The sequence below is a fragment of the Streptomyces sp. NPDC020681 genome, from assembly GCF_044334895.1.
Taxonomy (GTDB): Bacteria; Actinomycetota; Actinomycetes; order Streptomycetales; family Streptomycetaceae; genus Streptomyces.
In genome coordinates, this window is the sequence record NZ_JBIRTX010000011.1 from 118,507 (window position 1) to 135,753 (window position 17,247).

The window sequence follows — 17,247 nt, forward strand, 5'->3', positions numbered from 1 at the left end:
GTACACCCCACCTGCTCTCCGTACAAGCTCATCCGACACCCTCAGGAGGACCGAACCGTGTCACGGCAAGTACTCGTCGTCTCCGCGGATCAGCCCGGCGGTTACACCACCATCGGCGAAGCCCTTGCCGCCGCACGCACCGGAGCGGTGATCAGGGTGCGCCCCGGCCGGTACGCGGAGAGCCTCACGGTCAGGACCCGGGTCACCCTCGTCGCCGAAGGCGAGGCGGGCCATGTTGAGGTGTGCCCGCGCACCGGCTCGGCCCTGATCCTTGTGGCCGATGCGGTCATGGTCACTGATCTGACCCTGCGCGGCGGCGGGGACGATCTGCCCGTGGTCGACGCGGCGCGCGGACAGGTCGCCATGGAGGGCTGCACCATCGTGGGCTCCGGCTGGACGGCGGTGCTCGCCCGGCATACGGGATCGCTGGCGATGCGCAACTGCCGTGTCACCAACGGCAAGGGCGCCGGCATCGTCGACACCTCGCCGACCGGCAGTGTCATCGAGGACTGCCTGATAGAGAACGTGGAAACCTCGGCCGTGGTCCTGGGCGAACAGGCCCGCTCCATGGTGCGCAACTGCCGGATCCGCGACGCCCGCGCCAATGGCATCCTCACCAACGGCGAGGCCCAGGGCACCGTCGAGGACTGCCATATCTCCGGCACCCATAAGCCGGGCATCGCCCTGGAGGGCAACAGCAGCACCCAGATCCTGCGTACCACACTGCGGGATGTGCCGTTCGGGGTCTACATCACCAGCGCCTCGCGTCCCGTGCTCGAAGAGGTCTCCGTCGAGGCCTCGAGCGGTCCCGGCTTCGCGCTCTACGACGGCGCGGACCCGCTGGTGCGCCGCTGCCGCACCGACCGTTCCAAGAGCCATGGCCTGTACGTGGCCGACCGTTCGCGCGGCACCTTCGAGGACTGCGAGTTCAACGGCGCGAGTGAGGCCGCGATCCGGGTGGTGGGCAGCAGTTCGCCATCGTTCATCCGTACCGTCGTACGTGATTGTGCGCATGTGGCGGGAGCGGTGCTCCTCGCGGAGGAGTCGGCGGCGGAGTTCGACCGGCTCGAAGTGGCCGACGCGGCCGGCACCGGTGTCCTCATCCGCTCCAAGGCCAATCCGCTCATCCGCCGGGCCCGGATCACCGCGCCGAAGGGCATCGGTGTCGATATCGGCGACAGCGGCCGCGGGCGTCTTGAGCACTGCACGGTGGACCGCGCGGGAGGCGCCGGAATCGCCATCGCCGACGGGGCGAGCACCCACATCAGCGACAGTGTCATCCGCGCCGTCGAGGACTCGGGCATCCAGATCGGCGCGGACGGCAGCGCCACCATCCGCGACAGCGAGGTGGACACCAGCGGTGCTTCCGCCATCACCGTGACCAAGGGTGGTGAGGCTTCGCTCACCCGCCTGAGGATCAACTCGGCCGGTGCACACGGCGTACTGGTTGCCGAGGGCGGCCGGGCCGAGCTGCAGGCCTGCGAGATCGCCGGCAGTGTGGGGGACGGCATTCGCGTGGATTCCATGGACCCGGTCCAGGTCAACGGCTGCTCGGTACGTGACAACCGGGGCGCCGGACTGCGCCAGACCCGGCCCGGGCCGCGGCTCGAAGTCGAGGATCTGGCGAGTACCGGCAATGCGATACCCGACGAGTACGGTGCGAGCTTCGGCGCCTCGCTCGGCTCGAGTGGCCCCCCGAAGCTCGCCGAAAAGGCGGTCCAGCAGGGTCCGTTGGACGAACTGGAGACCCTGGTCGGACTCGAAGGCGTCAAGCACCAGGTCCGTACGCTCGTCAACCTCAACCAGCTGGCCCAGCGCCGCAACCGGCTCGGTATGCCCGTCGCCACCATGAGCCGGCATCTGATCTTCGCAGGACCGCCGGGTACGGGTAAGACGACAGTGGCCCGTCTCTACGGAGCGATCCTCGCCGAACTGGGCATCCTGCGCATGGGACACCTGGTCGAGGTGTCCCGCTCGGACCTGGTCGCCTCGATCATCGGTGGTACGGCGCTGAAGACCACCGAGGCGTTCAACCAGGCGCTCGGCGGTGTCCTGTTCATCGACGAGGCGTACACCCTGAGCCAGGGCGGCGGTGGTTCGGGACCCGACTTCGGCCGCGAAGCCATCGACACCCTGGTCAAACTGATGGAGGACCACCGCGACGACGTGGTGGTCATCGCCGCCGGATATACGGGCGACATGGAGGGCTTCCTGTCCGCGAACGCGGGTCTCGCCTCCCGTTTCACCCGCACCATCGAGTTCGAGAACTACTCTGTGGACGAACTGGTGACCATCACCGAGGGCATGTGCGCCAAGCACCGCTACGAACTCGGGCCCGGTACCCGCGAGGCACTCGCTCTCCACTTCGAGGGGATGGACCGCGGAGCCACGTTCGGCAATGGCCGGGCGGCCCGCGGCGTCTTCGAGAACATGCTGGACCGTCAGTCGTTCCGCCTCGCTTCCGTGGCCGACTTGGCCGAGAGCGACCTGACCCTGCTGATGCCCGACGATGTCGGCGAGACCGCCTCCGCAGCCGATGCGGCCGAGGGCCGCGAGTCGATGCTGGCCAGGCTGGAGGCGATGATCGGGCTGGGTGCCGTCAAGCGTGAGGTCACCGATCTGGTGAACCTCCTCGGCGCCGCGGCGCAGCGCGAGGCGGCCGGGCTGCCGGTGACCAGGGTCAGCCAGCATCTGGTGTTCACGGGCCCGCCCGGCACCGGCAAGACCACAGTGGCCCGGCTCTATGCCCAACTCCTGCACACCCTAGGCGTGTTGCCCAAGGGGCAGCTCGTGGAGGTGGCCCGAGCGGATCTCGTCGGCCGGTATGTGGGGCACACCGCGCAGCTCACCCAGGAAGTGTTTCGCAGCGCGATGGGTGGTGTCCTGTTCATCGACGAGGCGTACACCCTGACGCCGGAGGGTGCCACCAACGACTTCGGACGCGAGGCCGTGGACACCCTGCTCAAGCTGATGGAGGACCACCGGGACGAGGTGGTCGTCATCGTGGCAGGCTACACCGAGGAGATGCGCCGCTTCCTCGACTCCAACCCCGGTCTCGCCTCGCGCTTCGCCCGCCAGGTCAAGTTCGAGAACTACACCACCGACGAGCTGATCACCATCGTCCAGCGGCACGCGGAGACATCCGGGTACGAGTGCGCTCCGGGCACGGTCGAGGTGCTGCGGGCGCATATCGACGAGCTGCCCCGCGACCGTTCGTTCGGCAATGCGCGCCTGGCCCGTAAGCTCCTGGAGTCCATGATCACGCGGCAGGCGCGCCGGCTCGCCGGGCACCCGAACGCAACGGTGGCTGAACTGCGGGCGTTGGTGCCAGAGGACCTTGTGGTGGAGGCGGGCACCACTCTGGTGTGAGCCCGCGACGTACGGACGTAGCTGCGTACGCCGACAGGTGTGCAGTCAGGCACGTACGCAGGCACAGCGAAGCGCCCGGCCGGAATCCGGCCGGACGCTTGCCCGTTGGTCGGTGCCTGTGAGCTGAGCAGCCTCCTACGACTCGGCGGGCAGTTCCACATCCTGCACCGGCTTCTTGGCGCCCCGCTTCGCGGACCTCGGGGCACGGCCCGCAGGCTTGCTCGCCTTGTCCTCGTCGGATGCCTGCTCGCCGTCCGCGTTCCCGTCGGTCGCGCCCAATCCGCCAGCAACTCCCACGGCGACGTCGGTATCGGCCTCGTCGTCCTCGGATATGTCGCCGCCGTCGACGTCCAGCTCGGTGAGCGAATCGAGATCGTCGGACACGACGATCTCATCGGCGTCATCCGCGCCCCGGGCATCGACACGCTCGCGCAACGCGTCGAGCTCGGCGAAGTCCTCCGGGTTCTCCTTCCTCCACTTCTGCAGGTCCGCGTACGCGACCCGCAGCACATCCGGCTGCACGATCTGGCCGACGGGCGCGGTGGACGAGAGGACCAGGATCTGCCGGGGGTCGTCCTTGGCCAGCTCCTGCAGCAGATCGGGGATGGTCATGAGCGTGTGCGGCGGCACCTCGTCCGGATCCATCCTGGCGGACGGCGGGAAGACCGGCACTGTGGCAGGACCGTCGGGCACCGCGGTCAACTTGAACGAGCCGTCCTGCTCGGTGCACACCGCGACCTCGGCATCGGCGAGCACCAGGTGAAAGACGTCCTCCTCCATATAGCCGGTCGCGGTCAGCTGCAGCGCGGAGTCCAGCGGGCTACCTGGGGTGGGCCAATCCAGAGTGTCCGGCGAGGGACGGTACTCCTCGTTGCGCTCCCACTCGACGATCTCGCCCTCGCTGTCGGTGCGCCAGCGGCCGATCCGGACCCACGACGGTGGATCTTCGCCCTCCTCGCCCACCCAGTTGGGGTCGATCATGGTCAGCCAGTGGTCGGGAGCCACCTTCGCGCCGGCCACGATGTCGTCGGGCGGGGTCAGATACCCAGGCTCTCCCGGACGAGTCGTCTTTGGGGGAGCGGGAGTGTCGTCGGGGGCGACATCGCCCACGAGGGGGGCATCCGCACCCGGTGCGGAAACCTCCGCGACGGTGTTCTCGGCCGCGATCTCTTCGCTCTGAGTCGCCGAACGCTCCGGCGCATCGGGCAGGTTGGGCGGTGTGCTCATCTGGGTACTCCGTCACCTTCACTGTGCTGTCTGGAAACAGGGGGAACATAGGGAACATCTGGGCCTTCTGGGCCTTCTGGACAAGGTGCATTCGGACATCGCGGGCGTCCCGGCCGGTGTTCAACCGACCCTGCTCTGCGCGACGACATGGGGGAGCCGTAGCACCACTGCACGGGTGTCCCGAGGCTTGATCGGCTGGACCGGCGGGTGATCGGCAGGGGCACCGGAGCCCGTTGCGTCAAGTCTGCGCAGGGCGCTCATCGCCTCGCGGAACACGGCGGGTGCCCGATGCCTCGTTGTGGCGGCGGCCTTCCGGTACCAGCTGCGAGCCACTCTGTCCCGGCGCAGGCGCTGTGCCTCACGGCCGGCGCGCAGTTGCGCGAGACCCAGGCGCTCCTGCGACACACAGGGGCCGCTGCGGGCCAAATGGCGTGCCAGGGCAGAAAGGTGGGGGTTCGGGAGTCCCTCTAATGCGTCGGCGATGACGGTATGGCGCGCCTGTCTGGCCGCCGGGGACAGCGTTGCCAGGACCACGTCCCGCATCGGGCCCCGGAAGCGGTACTCGCCTCCCGCTGTCTCATCTCCTGTTGTCTCCCCACCCGCTGTGCCGCCGTCGGCCGACTGCCAGAACAGCACACCGGCCGCGAGCGCCTCATCGACCAGCGCAAGGAGCGCGGGAGCACCCAGGGACTGCGTGGCGGCCAGCAAGGGTAGATCGAGTACCTCGCCGTGCGCGGCCGCGTACTCGAGCAACGTCCGTACCTGCCCCGGCAGTTGTGCAACCCGTGGCAACAGCACCGTCTCGACGGACAGCGGCAGCCGTGCCTGCCGTCCACTGCGCTGCTCGGGCGGCAGTCTAAGAAGCTCGCGCAGAAGGAACGGATTGCCTTCACTCCGCTGGTGCAATGCGGTCGCCTCCTGCCTCAGGTCCGCACTGCTGCGCATCGCACCCTCGGGTTCTCGCGCGGCGAGTATGCGCTCGATGTCGGTGACATGGAGCGGCTTGAGGCGAAGGCGCTCGGCGCCCAAGTAGGCGAGATCTGCCATGAGATCGGCGAGCGCAGAGTGCTTGGGGTCCTTGACGGACAGGACGACGGCCACCGGCTCGTCCCGCACCTGTGCGGCCAACCTGCGCAGCAGCGCCAGGCAGGAAGAGCAGGTAGCATCCGGCTCGTCGGCGAGAAAGAGCAGGGGCTGCTCGTCCGGCCGACGGAGGAGGACGGAGGCTGCGCCGTTGCCGCACCCCGGGCGCACGCCCTCGCTGACCGTCGCGGAGTCATTGCCACGGCCCCTTTGGCAGTCGAGCCGGCGTACCTGGTACCCCTGTGCTTTCGCATACGAGGCCACGCCCTGCAGCAGCGACGACTTGCCAGCGCCCGACTCGCCGCTGACGACCGCCCACCGGGTCCCTTCCCGGGCGGCACTGTCGATCAACTCGGTCAGCAGCGCGAACTCCGCCTGCCTGCCCGGTAGGTGACCACCATCGCAGAGGTCATCCGTGGGACCCGGTCGTCCTGTGCCGCGCGGAGGCCGCGTAACCACGATTCCTGAAGGGGCGTCTCGCCACGTGCGATGCAGGGTGGGAGAGATCGGCCTGGCCGAGCCGAGGGCGCCCTGGTCGTGGCGCAGGATCGCCAGGTGCAGTTCCCGCAGGGCAGGACCGGGATCGACGCCGAGCTCCTCCGCGAGGATCGTACGGAGCTGCGCGTAGTGGTGAAGAGCCTCGCCGGAGCGGCCCGCCCGGTACAGGGCGTGCAGCAGTATCTCCCACGACTCTTCGCGCAACGGCGCCGCCTTGGTGAGCCGTTGGGTGAGCTGGATGGCGGCATCGACCTGTCCTTCCTCGAGCAGGACGCCGGCGAGCAACTCCTCACCGAGCTGCCGCATCTCCATCAGACGGGCCGCTTCCTGCCGTGCGAACCCGTACTCTGCGGCCTCCTGCAGCGCGGGTCCACGCCACAGGCCGAGGGCTCGTTTCAGGGCCCGGCTCGCAGTGAGCAGATCGCCCGCGGCCTTGGACTCCTGCGCTCCGAGCAGCGCCGCCTCGAACTCACGAATGTCCAAGTCGCCCGCGTCGGCGGCGAGTACATAGCCGCTGGACTCCCGTACGAGCAATCGGGACCGCTTGTCCCGGGACCGGTCCGGCTCCAGGGCCGCGCGCAGCCGGCTGATGTGCGAGTGGACCGAGGACACCGCACCGGGTGGGCACTGCTGTCCTTCCCACAGGTCCCGGCACAGCTGGCTCACGGACACGGTGCGGTCAGCGCTGAGCAGCAGTCGGGTCAGCAGGATGCGCCGCTTGCGCGGTCCCACGTCGATCTGCTGGGTGCCACGCCGGACTTCGAGTGGGCCGAGCAGGCTGAAGACGAAACGCTGGCCGTTCACTGATCCTCCACAACGCTCTGCGGTGCCGGGCGACGGCAGCGACTCGGAGTGGGCACCGGAAAAGGGTGGGCCGGCGGTACTCCGCGATGTGCCTCGCACCCCGCCGATGTGCGAGAGCCGAAGCCGACGGTGTGGCAATGCGGTGTCGGCCTCGGCTCTCTTCACCTGTTCCCTCATCCGCGCACTGTGCCGGGTCGTACCGCCTGACACTGTGCGGCCGATCCGCCTCAGGGGGCGCTGCGTACCGGCTTCCCCCTCTACGTGCGAACGCCTCGCAGGGATCAACACAGTTCTGAAAAGCGGGACATGGGCGTCGCATCTCCCTCTCTCGGACGTATGTGCGCCGTGCGTCGTTTGCCGTAACTCCCACGTCCGGCTGCAGTTCCCGGGCCGGTGACAGCCCTTCCGGCCCGGGAACACCCTGCTGAGCCCCCCACAGGCGTGCAGCAGGTCACCGGGTTGACTCCCGCCCTCCGACTGAACGGAGGACAACCCGGCTGCCGTCCCACACGCATCCATCCGGGGAGAGAAGGAGGACAGCGCGAGCGGGGCGTGAGGGACGATATACGTGACAAGGGCCCGGCAGGTGTCGCGCTTTCGGCAGGTATGACCTGACGTGTGAGTAGCCCTTCACCATCCTGTCCGAGTCGATGGAATCCACGTGTGGTGTACGACCGCTCGCCCCTCCTGGGCCCGGTGCTGAGGAAGGTGAGATGGCACTCGGTGTCGAGCAACTGTCCGAATTGACGGTCCAGTTGACCGAATGAATATCAACACATGTAGCGCGGTGTTGACGTGGGCTAGCGTCTTGATGAGTCCGAGAGGGAATCATGTCACGCGAGCGCGGAGCGAAACTGGAATCGGCCTGGAAGCGGGCGCAGCGCGCCGCGCATACCTTGATCAGCGAGCGGCGGCCGCAGTGGCACCCGCATAGCCTGGAGTTCCGGTCCGCCCACGATGTCCTGGCGATCACGCTCATGTACCACGAACTTCCCAGCGCCGAGGGCGAGGTCCAGAGCGCCCTCACCTTGCTGGCTCTGCTTTCGCATGACGTCGAGTGGGCCTTGTGGTGCCGCTGGCAACTCGTCAGTCCACGCCCGGAGGTGACCCCGGAGGATGCGTATATGGCACGCCGTGCATGGCGCCGACTTTCGAACAGCACGCCGTTCGGCGGCTCCGTGGAAGGGGAGCGTGAGTACTCGTCGCGGCGGGGTGTCGGGGTCGCGGTCGGGGTTTTTGAGGCTGCGGCCCTGCTCAAGGTTCCCGGCCAGCGCCCTCGCTCATAAGCTGCCCTCACGCGACCAAAGCCCACTCTCCGGGGGGGTGAGGAGCGGACCTTGGTGTGAGCGCCACCGTGTGGCGGGGGGAATGGCGCAGCGGTGGCATGGCGCGCGAGGGTGCGGCGCGAGCGCCTGTCAGGCATGGGCAGGCTGACTGTGCGGCAGAGGGTCGGCTGCTCTCGCTCCCTCGGCATGGCACCAACTTGAAGCCCGGACACATGTCCCGACAATGGCCCGGCAGTGTAGGTGTCAACGGTGCAAGGAGACCGCCCGCCCTGGTCAGCGACTATGCCACGCATGTGAGGTGAGACACCTTCCGGGTGAACGGCGTACGGTACATGTCTCGCACCGCGTCGACACCTTGATAAGCCATCCATGAGGTTTCACGTGTCATGACTGCCCGAGTCACCTAGTCCTCTGCCCGTGTATGCATTTGCCCAGTTTGCGGTGAATGACTTCCGTCCGCGACGTGATAGATCTTCGCCCGCCTCCCGGATGCACCTTTCAGCCGGACAGGCATGTCCGCGGCCGTTCGCCGCGCGGGCGGCAGAAATCGTCAATCGCGGACGCGATGCGGCCGGGACCGACCGCGCCGGCGTCGGCGTCGGCGACCGGCTTCAACTCCCCGTCAGGGCAGGCAGAAAGGGCACAGCATGACATCAGTACAGGTTGAGAACCCAGGCGGAGGCGAGGAAGCCGAGGCGTCGCAGGACGAGGGATACGAGCGAGGGCTCGGCGCCCGACAGGTCCAGATGATCGCCATCGGCGGCGCCATCGGTGTCGGGCTCTTTCTGAAGGCCGGGGCCAACATCGAGAAGGCCGGCCCCAGCCTCATCCTTATGTACGCCCTCGCCGGCGTCGTGGTCTTCTTCATCATGCGGGCGCTCGGCGAGCTCCTGCTCTACCGTCCCGTCTCCGGCTCGTTCGTCGAGTACGCCCGGGAGTTCCTCGGCCCGGTCTTCGGCTTCGTGACCGGCTGGACGTACTGGCTGAACTGGGTCGTCACCGGCATGGCCGAACTCACCGCGGCCGCCATCTACATGAACTACTGGTTCCCCGAAATACCCCAGTGGGTCAGCGCCCTTGTCTTCCTGGTGCTGCTCTTCGGCCTGAACCTGATCTCGGTGAAGCTCTTCGGCGAACTGGAGTTCTGGTTCTCGATGATCAAGGTCACCGCGATCCTCGGCATGATCGTCATCGGCGTTGGCGTGGTGACCTTCGGCTTCAGCGCGGCCGGTGACACCGCCGCGGTGAGCAACCTCTGGGAGTTCGACGGCTTCTTCCCGAACGGCATCGGCTCATCCCTGCTGACCCTGCAGGGCGTGCTCTTCGCCTTCCTGGCCGTCGAGCTGGTGGGCGTCACCGCCGGGGAGTCCAAGGACCCCGAGAAGACCCTGCCCAAGGCCATCAACACCCTGCCGTGGCGGATCGCGCTCTTCTACGTGGGTGCGCTCACCGTCATCCTCTGCGTGGTCAAGTGGACCGAGTTCAGCGGCGAGTTAAGCCCATTCGTGGCGGCCTTCGCCAAGATCGGCATTCCGGCGGGCGCGGCGATCGTGAACTTCGTCGTGCTGACGGCGGCCCTGTCCTCCTGCAACTCCGGTATGTACTCCACCGGCCGGATGCTGCGCGACCTGGCCGCCAACGGCGAGGCGCCCAAGGCCGTCGGGCTGCTGTCGGCGCGGCGGCTCCCGGCCGTCGGCATCGGGATCTCGGTGGCCTTCATGGGGATCGGAGTCGTCCTCAACTACGTCGTCCCGGAAAAAGCGTTCGCGTATGTCACTGCCATCGCGACCGCCGGCGGCATCTGGACCTGGCTGATGATCGTCCTGAGCCATATCCGCTACAAGCGCGCGCTTGCAGCCGGTCTGGTGCCCGCGTCGAAGTTCCCGGCCCCGGGCGGGACCATCGGCAGCTGGATCGCGGTGGTCTTTCTGCTCTGCGTCTCCGTGATGATCGCGTTGGATCCCGACGGCCGGATCAGCCTGTACGTGGGTGCCGTCTGGGCCGTGGCCCTGGCTATCGGCTGGGCCGTGCTCAAGGCACGCAACCCTGAAATAGCCGAGCGACGGTCGGACTCCGCGCGGCGCTGAACCACAGCGCCCGCTGCAACAAGCGCTGAACCACAGCGCTTGTTGCACCAAGCGAGGGGCGGGCAAGAGTCCCGTCCTGTCACGAGGGTCCCCTGGCTGACTTCGTTCATCCTTTGGGCAGCGATTGTTCGTGTGTTCCGGCGGCAGTTGGCGATCGATGGGCTCGTGTACGTCGAGCAGAATTGTCGGCGCTCCCTGTGGCCCCAAACGCGGGCAGTCGGCGGCGGACCATGCTGCCGCCGTGACGCTTGTTCAGCCGGGGGGCCTTGTTCGGTGTGTCAGGAGCGGTGAACCAATGTGCACGGCGTCGCGTAGTACGCCGTGGAGCCGCCGTGGCTGATGCCGATGGCGGGGCCTTGTGTCTGTCTGAGGCGAAGGAGACTGAGCCGTGCAGCGTCGAGAAGAGCACCGCCGTCAGGAAAACTCCAGCGAGGAGGCATCGGCTGAGGTCGCTGACCAGGATGCGACGAGTGGTTCCAAGGTTTCCACCGAGGCCACCGAGCTACTCGAAGACGTTGATGACCTCCTCGACGAGATCGAAAACGCTGGAGAGTTCGTCAAGGGCTACGTGCAGAAGGGCGGCCAGTAGCCCTTGCCAGCCCCGGAAGCTCGCAGGGAGGGAACTGTGTCACGAGGGCTGCCGTCCCCGTTACCGGTCGGAATCGTCCGCCGGCTGATGGGCTGCTTGCGTCGCGCCCTGGGCCGGGACTCCACAGCGACGGGGCGGGTAGAGCCAGGCAAGGATCTGCTGGTCATCAACGGCGAGGCGTTCCAGCCCGAGTACGGGGCGTCTGCCGGTCTGGAGCTGGGTGAGGTCAAGGCGTATTTCTGCGGGATAGACGACATCGCGTTCTCGGTGGAGACCGGACGTACCCGTGTGTACGAGACGACCTGTGGCCGGGACCTGGCGGAGTTCAGGCTGATCCAGATCGCCGCGTACCCACGCCCGACGGCCACGTTGCTCAGTTCCATCTCCGCCTACCTGGAGCACCGGCGGCGGCCGTCGGCCAAGACGGCGGCGATCAGCGCGCCGACCAAGCTCTACCAGTTGATGGTCCTTGCGCAGGATGGGCTGCCGGTGCCCGCCACGTTCCATCTACCGAGGCGGTTGCTGAACGGCTCCTTCGCAGACCTCGCCGGCCGGCTGGGGCTGCCGTTCGTGCTGAAAGCGATGAATGCGAGCGGCGGACGGCTGAACTTCCTGATCGAGTCCGAGGTCGACTTCCTTCGGCATGTCGAGGACCCCGCGCATGCGAAGGTCGACTTCCTCACCCAGCAGTTCATCCCCAACAACGGCACCTTCCGAACCCTGGTGTTCGGCAGGGACGTGCCGATCATCATGCACCGCTGTACCACCAACGGATCGCACTTGAGCAACACAGATCAGGGCGGGCACGCCACCTTGTTCGACGTGGAGACCTTCGAGGCCGACGTTCTGGACATGGCGGTGCGGGCCGTTGACCTGATGGGGTGCGAGGTCGCGGGGGTCAACTTGGTGCAGGACAGGCAGACCCGTCAGTGGTACCTGCTTGAGGTCACCTCTAGCCCTGCCCTCGGCACCGGAGCCTTCGCTGAGGAGAAGACCCGTGCGTACTCCTCCTACCTGCGCGCGAAGCTCTCGACTGTGGTGAGTGCCAGCCCGCCAAGCAGGAGAAGGGCTAGACGCAGGTACGCGTGACCAATCGCAAAGGCACCCCGGTGCGTGGCATCAATGAGGAGGGTCCGCCTGGTGTCCGGCTACGGGACGCCGAGGGACACGCAGCAGCAGCTGAGCCCACCGGTGACGGGTCCGCGCGATCACCAAGGGCCGAGAAGTCCAGGAGCGGACTGCGCACGGAGAAAGGACTGGAAAGGCTTCGTAGGACCCGGGTTCGATTCCCGGCGCCTCCACGTGCGGGCCCGGTTGTGGCCTTCTGGCGATTTCCACAACCGGGCCCGCTCTTTTGCAGCAGCCTGTCTCGTGGACAGCTGTCAGCCGGTATTGCCTTGCCGGATTCGACCAGGGTCTCGGGCTTCCGGCCGGCAACGTAGTAGCGGGCCATCCCGTTAGAGACGTCCGGGTCATGCTCCCTGACCAGCCCGTGAAAGATCCGGGAGACCGTGTGCCGCTACTTGCGCGGCGCGTCCAGGTCCGCCCGCAGGATCTCGTCGATCACCGGTTTGTACGGTCCAGAACACTCGCCCGCGGCTGGAGCTTCTAGCGCGGCCCCGGCCAGACCGCGTCCACCGCCGTCCATACCGTCCGCCAAATCACGCCGTACTTGCGCTCAAGCTCCCGCATCGACATGCCGCCACGGTGGTCACGCCGAATCGCCGAGTACAGCTCGACCCTTCGACATTCGCGGCATGACCAGCGCCTTTCACCAGGAGCATCCCGATGCTGCCCTGGCAAGAGATCCGGTGCCTCCCAAACCCATCGACAAGTGACCTCACAACTCCGAACGAAGCCACCTGGCCGTGTTCCACGCCAGGGGACCTTTCCGTACACACAACCTCCAGGAGATGCCCCGCCACCCACTTGAACCCTGCGATCCGCCCCCGCGTAGACGAGGGCAGTCTGCGGCAACACCACAGACCCCAGGCCGCAAGCAGCGGCCGCTCAATACCCGACGGGGGTAGAAAGTGGACGCAGGAAACGGAAGCGAAGCGCAGCCGATCGAGTACGAAGCCCTCGCGATCGGGGCCCAGCCCGTGGTCACCGAAGTCGACACCCTGCGTCTCCTCGACATGCTGGAACATCTCGGCGCCGACCGGGGCCACTCGCTGGGTCTGGCCGCCAATCAGGAGCGCGGCGTGGAGCATCTCACACCGATTCTCGCGGCGTTCCTGTGCAACGTGAGCGACACTACCCCCTCCGTCGAACTACAGGACCGGGTGGCCCTGTTCGACGACTGCGTACGTCAGTATTTCAAGGAACTCACCCGGGCACCGCGCTTCGTGCGTACCCAGGTGACAGCCAACGAGCCGGAGGCGGTCCTGCTCGGCCTCGCCACCGCCGTCCGGCGCCTGCAGCACGCGCCGGTCTACCTCGGCGACCGCGTCGACCACGCCGTGCTTGCCGCCGCGGTCGAGCTCGGCGCCGAGCTCGTGACGGTACCCACTCGGCCCGACGGCACCATGGACGCCGGCGAGCTGCGCCGAGCCGTGCTCTCGCGCGCCGATCGAGGCCGACGGGAAGGTGCGATCGTGCTCGCCACGTGTGGCACGGTCGCCACGGGAGCGGTCGACGACATCGAGGCGCTGCGCACCGCCGCGTCCGCGGCCGGCAAGGTGTACGTCCACACTGACGCGACCCTGGGCGGCATGGTCGCCGCCCACGCCCCGTCCGAACCGGCCTGGTCGTTCCCGCACGGTGCCGACTCCGTGTCCCTATCGGCCCACCGCCTCCTCGGACTGCCGCTGCCGTGGAGCCTCACTCTTTCCCGTACGAGCATCTCGACGTCCCCGACCGCCGGCCCTTACACCACGGCAGAGGGCCTGTTCGGGCCGAGGACGCAGCTGGCCCTCGCCACGATTCTGGTGTGGGCCGCCCTGCGGCGGCTCGGCCGGGCCGGTGTGGCCGCGTATGTCAACCGATGTCTGGAGACGGCCGTCTACGCCCAGCGCCGGCTCAGCGAAGCGGGCGCGGCACCGCGCCGCGCTCCAGGTTCGCTGACCGTGACCCTGCCACGGCCGAGCAGCCGCCTCGCTGAAAGGTGGCATCTGGCGGGGTCGGGCGACCAGGTGGGCGTGGTGTGCCTCGGGCATGTCACCTACTCGGCGATTGACCAGTTCGTGGGCGAGCTTGAGGCGGAGTACGACGCACGAGGTGAAGTTGTCGTGGAGCCTGCCGCTTGACACCACCATTGAGGTGGGTGTGAAGCGCCACATGAGACGGACTCAATGTCATGGTTTCGTTAGAGCAGGACCTAACTCAAATGGTGTGAAGCCAGCCTATGATCCGGTGCTATGGACGAGAAGCAGTCGTACCCGAGGTCGCTACAGGCACGGTCCGGCAGTGCGCAATGGGTCGGCCGGGAGGCCGAACTGACGCTGCTGCAGGAGCTGTTGACTACGCTGACCCGTGGCACGGGCGGCTGCGCTCTGGTCGAAGGCCCGCCCGGCATCGGTAAGAGCTCGTTGGTCACCGAGGCCCTCAGCAGAGCGAGCCGGGACGCCTTGCAGGTATTGCGGGGGAGCGCGGACGAATTCTGCGTCAGTCTGCCCTTTCAGCTGATCTCCGAGGCACTGAGGCCGGTGCGGGTGTCCGAGTCCCTGCCGCAGCAGGGATCGCTGTGGGGCGCGAGCGCCCGCAATCCGCTGGCCGCCGGCGTACAGGAGGCGCTGGCATATGTAGAGCGGGCCTGCGCGCTGCGGCCGGTGGTCCTCGTCGTGAGCGATCTGCAGTGGGCCGACGAGGCCAGCCTCACCGTGCTCGGCGGGCTGTCGCGGCTGACGGACCAGCTGCCCCTGCTCCTGCTGACCGAGCTGACGAGCGGGTCCACCCGCGAAGAGGTCCATCAGCTCCGGCGCGCGATCCGGTCCCGTGGCGGCCACGGCCTCCGCCTTGGCCCATTGGACCCGAAGCAGACCGTGCGGCTCGCGCAGGAATTCCTCGGCGTTCCTCTGGCGCCCCGCCTGCGCAGGCTGATTTCTCAGACCGGTGGAAACCCACTGTACATAAGGGAGGTGACCGCCTCCTTCGTACGTGAGCAGCGCATCGAAATCCTGGAGGGGCGCGCCGAGCTCGCTGCGAGAGCCGAGGGCGACGAGGAACTGCCCCGCTCTCTTGGCGCTGCGATCGCGGGCCGCATCGGGCATCTGTCCAAGGACACGTACGAGGTCCTGCGGACCGCGAGCATGCTCGGTACCACCTTCGAGTCGGCAGAGCTCGCGGCCGTGGTCGGCTGGAGTGCCGAACGGGTCGGCGAGGCGCTTGGCGAGGCTGCCGCGACTGGCGTGCTGCGGGACTCCGGAACTGCCGCCGAATTCCACGCACCCCTGCTGCGCCACGCGTTGTACGAGTCCATGCCGGCCTCGGTTCGCGGCCTCAAGCACCGGCGTACGGCTCAGGTCCTCAGCGAAGGCAGCTGGCCTGCCGAACGCGTCGCGGCCCACCTCGCGGCAGCGAGCGGCGCCCCTGACGAGTGGACGCTCACCTGGCTCGCCTCGCACGCCACGGCGCTGCTCTATCGCGTGCCGGAGCTCGCCCGCGATCTGCTGCAGCGCGCCACCGATCAGCTGAGCTGGGGAGACGAACGCCGCGAACCCTTGGAGGCGGTCCTTGCGATGGCCGCGTTCCTGCGCGGCAAGCTGCCCGAGTGCGAAGCGCTCGCCTCCCGGGTGCTCGCGAGCACGCAGGACGGCGCACATGCCGCCGAGATGACCTGGATCATGGGATACGCCCTGCTGCACCAGGGGCGTCCGGCCGAGGCAGTCGAGGCGGTCACCGCGGCAGCCCGTCGCTGGGATCTGCCGCCGGTCTGGGAAGCCCGGCTCCTCGCCCTGCAGAGCGTGATCCTGAACGCCGTCAGTGATGAGACCGCGGAAGCCGTCACCCGCGAGGCCCTTGAGCGCGGCCGCGCCTTGGGCGACGCCCAAACCATCGCGTACACCTGCAACGCGAAGCTCGTCCGGCTGGCGATGGCCCATGACTTCGAGGGTTCCGGGCGATGCCTCGAAGAGGGCCTTGCGGCGGCGGGTGCCGACCCTCAAGTGGCCGATGTGCGCCTGCTGCTGCTGTGCAACAGCATCTACCACTGGCGCAACGTCGACCGAGTCGACCTGGCCGCGCAGAGCGCCCGTGAGGCACGCAAGCTGGCGGTCGAAGTGGGCACGGCCCGCCTCGGCGTCGTGATCGTCAGCACTGCCGACTATGCGTATTCCACGGGCGAGTGGGACGAGGCGATCGCCGACTTGGAGATGGTGGGTGAGCTGCCCGACCGCTATGCCAACATCATGGGGTACGGAACCGCGGCGGTCATCCAGATGCAGCGTGGTGAACTCGCGGCCGCGCAGGCCAATCTGGACAGGATCGGCGACCCGGACGCCATGATTCCCGTCGCCCGGCTGAACTCGAGTCACCAGTGGCGGGCTCGGCTCGAACTGGCCGTCGTGCAAGGCCGCAGGGACGAAATCCTGGCGATGCTGCGCTTTATTGCGGACGGGCACTTCGCGGGTGTCTCGGAAGGCCACCCTCGTCTCCTCGCTGCCGCCGTCCGTATCGCGGTGAGACTCGAAGAGGCGGACTTGGCAGCCGATTTGGTGGCCATGGCGCGCACAGCACGCCAAGAGGACAGCCGAGCGGTCATGGCCGCCGCTGCTCAGCAGTGCCAAGGGATCCATGAGGGGGACCCCGATGCACTGCGCGAGGCATTGGAGTACTTCCGCTCGGCGACACGTCCGGTCGATGCCGCAGAGTGCGCCGAGGACCTTTCGGTGGCGCTCGCCGAGGCCGGCGAGACCGAAGGCGCACGGGCTGCGATGCTCGAAGCGGCCGAGGGCTATCTCGCCTTGGGCGCGACCGGTGCGCTTGACAGGGCGGACGCGCGCTGGCGCCAAGTCGGCCTGCGCCGTGGCGTGCAGGGCAGCCGGAAGCGTCCCGCCAGTGGCTGGGCGTCGCTGACGCCGACCGAGCAGCGGATCGCAGAGCTGGTCGCGGAAGGCCTGTCGAATCCCGACATCGGCGAGCGGCTGCACACCTCGCGGCGCACCGTGCAGACCCATGTCACGCACATTCTTGCCAAGTTGGGTCTGCGTTCGCGCAACGAGGTGGCCCGTATGCGCGCGGACCGGTCGGCCGGCGAGGCCGCGAGCTGATCGCTTCGGCCTCGCCGGATGTCCTGTTCATGCCCCACCGTCCGGACCCATGTCGGCCGTTTTCGTGCCTGGTTCGACCCGCAATCGCACGATGA

At 67.8% G+C, this 17,247-nt stretch carries 9 protein-coding genes; 7 read left to right on the plus strand and 2 right to left on the minus strand.

Annotation, left to right across the window (positions count from 1 at the left end):
• The first annotated feature begins 57 nt into the window (after window positions 1–57).
• Entirely contained in the window at window positions 58–3,369 is a 3,312-nt protein-coding gene (locus tag ACH4YL_RS25105) for a right-handed parallel beta-helix repeat-containing protein (RefSeq protein WP_398509678.1), read from the plus strand.
• Window positions 3,370–3,504: 135 nt separating this feature from the next.
• On the opposite strand, the gene ACH4YL_RS25110 is transcribed toward ACH4YL_RS25105, so the two are convergent.
• Together ACH4YL_RS25110 and ACH4YL_RS25115 are read right to left on the minus strand one after the other, a co-directional pair.
• Window positions 3,505–4,596 carry a type VII secretion system-associated protein gene (locus tag ACH4YL_RS25110; RefSeq protein ID WP_398509679.1) on the minus strand — a complete coding sequence of 364 codons (1,092 nt, stop codon included), beginning with the start codon at window positions 4,594–4,596 and terminating at the stop codon, window positions 3,505–3,507.
• 120 nt (window positions 4,597–4,716) lie between these two features.
• Window positions 4,717–6,981, minus strand: coding sequence for a BTAD domain-containing putative transcriptional regulator (locus ACH4YL_RS25115; protein WP_398509680.1), 2,265 nt, complete (start codon window positions 6,979–6,981; stop codon window positions 4,717–4,719).
• A gap of 830 nt (window positions 6,982–7,811) precedes the next feature.
• Here ACH4YL_RS25115 and ACH4YL_RS25120 point away from each other — a divergent pair.
• The 6 genes from ACH4YL_RS25120 (at window position 7,812) to ACH4YL_RS25145 (ending at window position 17,152) form a co-directional block, all read left to right on the plus strand.
• Window positions 7,812–8,267, plus strand: coding sequence for a hypothetical protein (locus ACH4YL_RS25120; RefSeq protein ID WP_398509681.1), 456 nt, complete (start codon window positions 7,812–7,814; stop codon window positions 8,265–8,267).
• 647 nt (window positions 8,268–8,914) lie between these two features.
• Window positions 8,915–10,354, plus strand: coding sequence for an amino acid permease (locus ACH4YL_RS25125; RefSeq protein WP_398509682.1), 1,440 nt, complete (start codon window positions 8,915–8,917; stop codon window positions 10,352–10,354).
• A 388-nt stretch (window positions 10,355–10,742) separates the two neighbouring features.
• A complete protein-coding gene (locus ACH4YL_RS25130) occupies window positions 10,743–10,943 on the plus strand; it encodes a ubiquitin-like protein Pup (protein WP_398509683.1) in 201 nt (66 codons plus the stop codon).
• A gap of 96 nt (window positions 10,944–11,039) precedes the next feature.
• A complete protein-coding gene (locus ACH4YL_RS25135; protein WP_398509684.1) occupies window positions 11,040–12,032 on the plus strand; it encodes a RimK family alpha-L-glutamate ligase in 993 nt (330 codons plus the stop codon).
• Between the two features lie 944 nt (window positions 12,033–12,976).
• Window positions 12,977–14,191 (plus strand): pyridoxal-dependent decarboxylase, encoded by a 1,215-nt coding sequence (locus tag ACH4YL_RS25140; RefSeq protein ID WP_398509685.1) that lies wholly within the window; start codon window positions 12,977–12,979, stop codon window positions 14,189–14,191.
• Window positions 14,192–14,302: 111 nt separating this feature from the next.
• Window positions 14,303–17,152: an AAA family ATPase gene (locus tag ACH4YL_RS25145; protein ID WP_398509686.1), complete on the plus strand. Its 2,850-nt coding sequence runs from the start codon at window positions 14,303–14,305 to the stop codon at window positions 17,150–17,152.
• Window positions 17,153–17,247 lie beyond the last annotated feature (95 nt).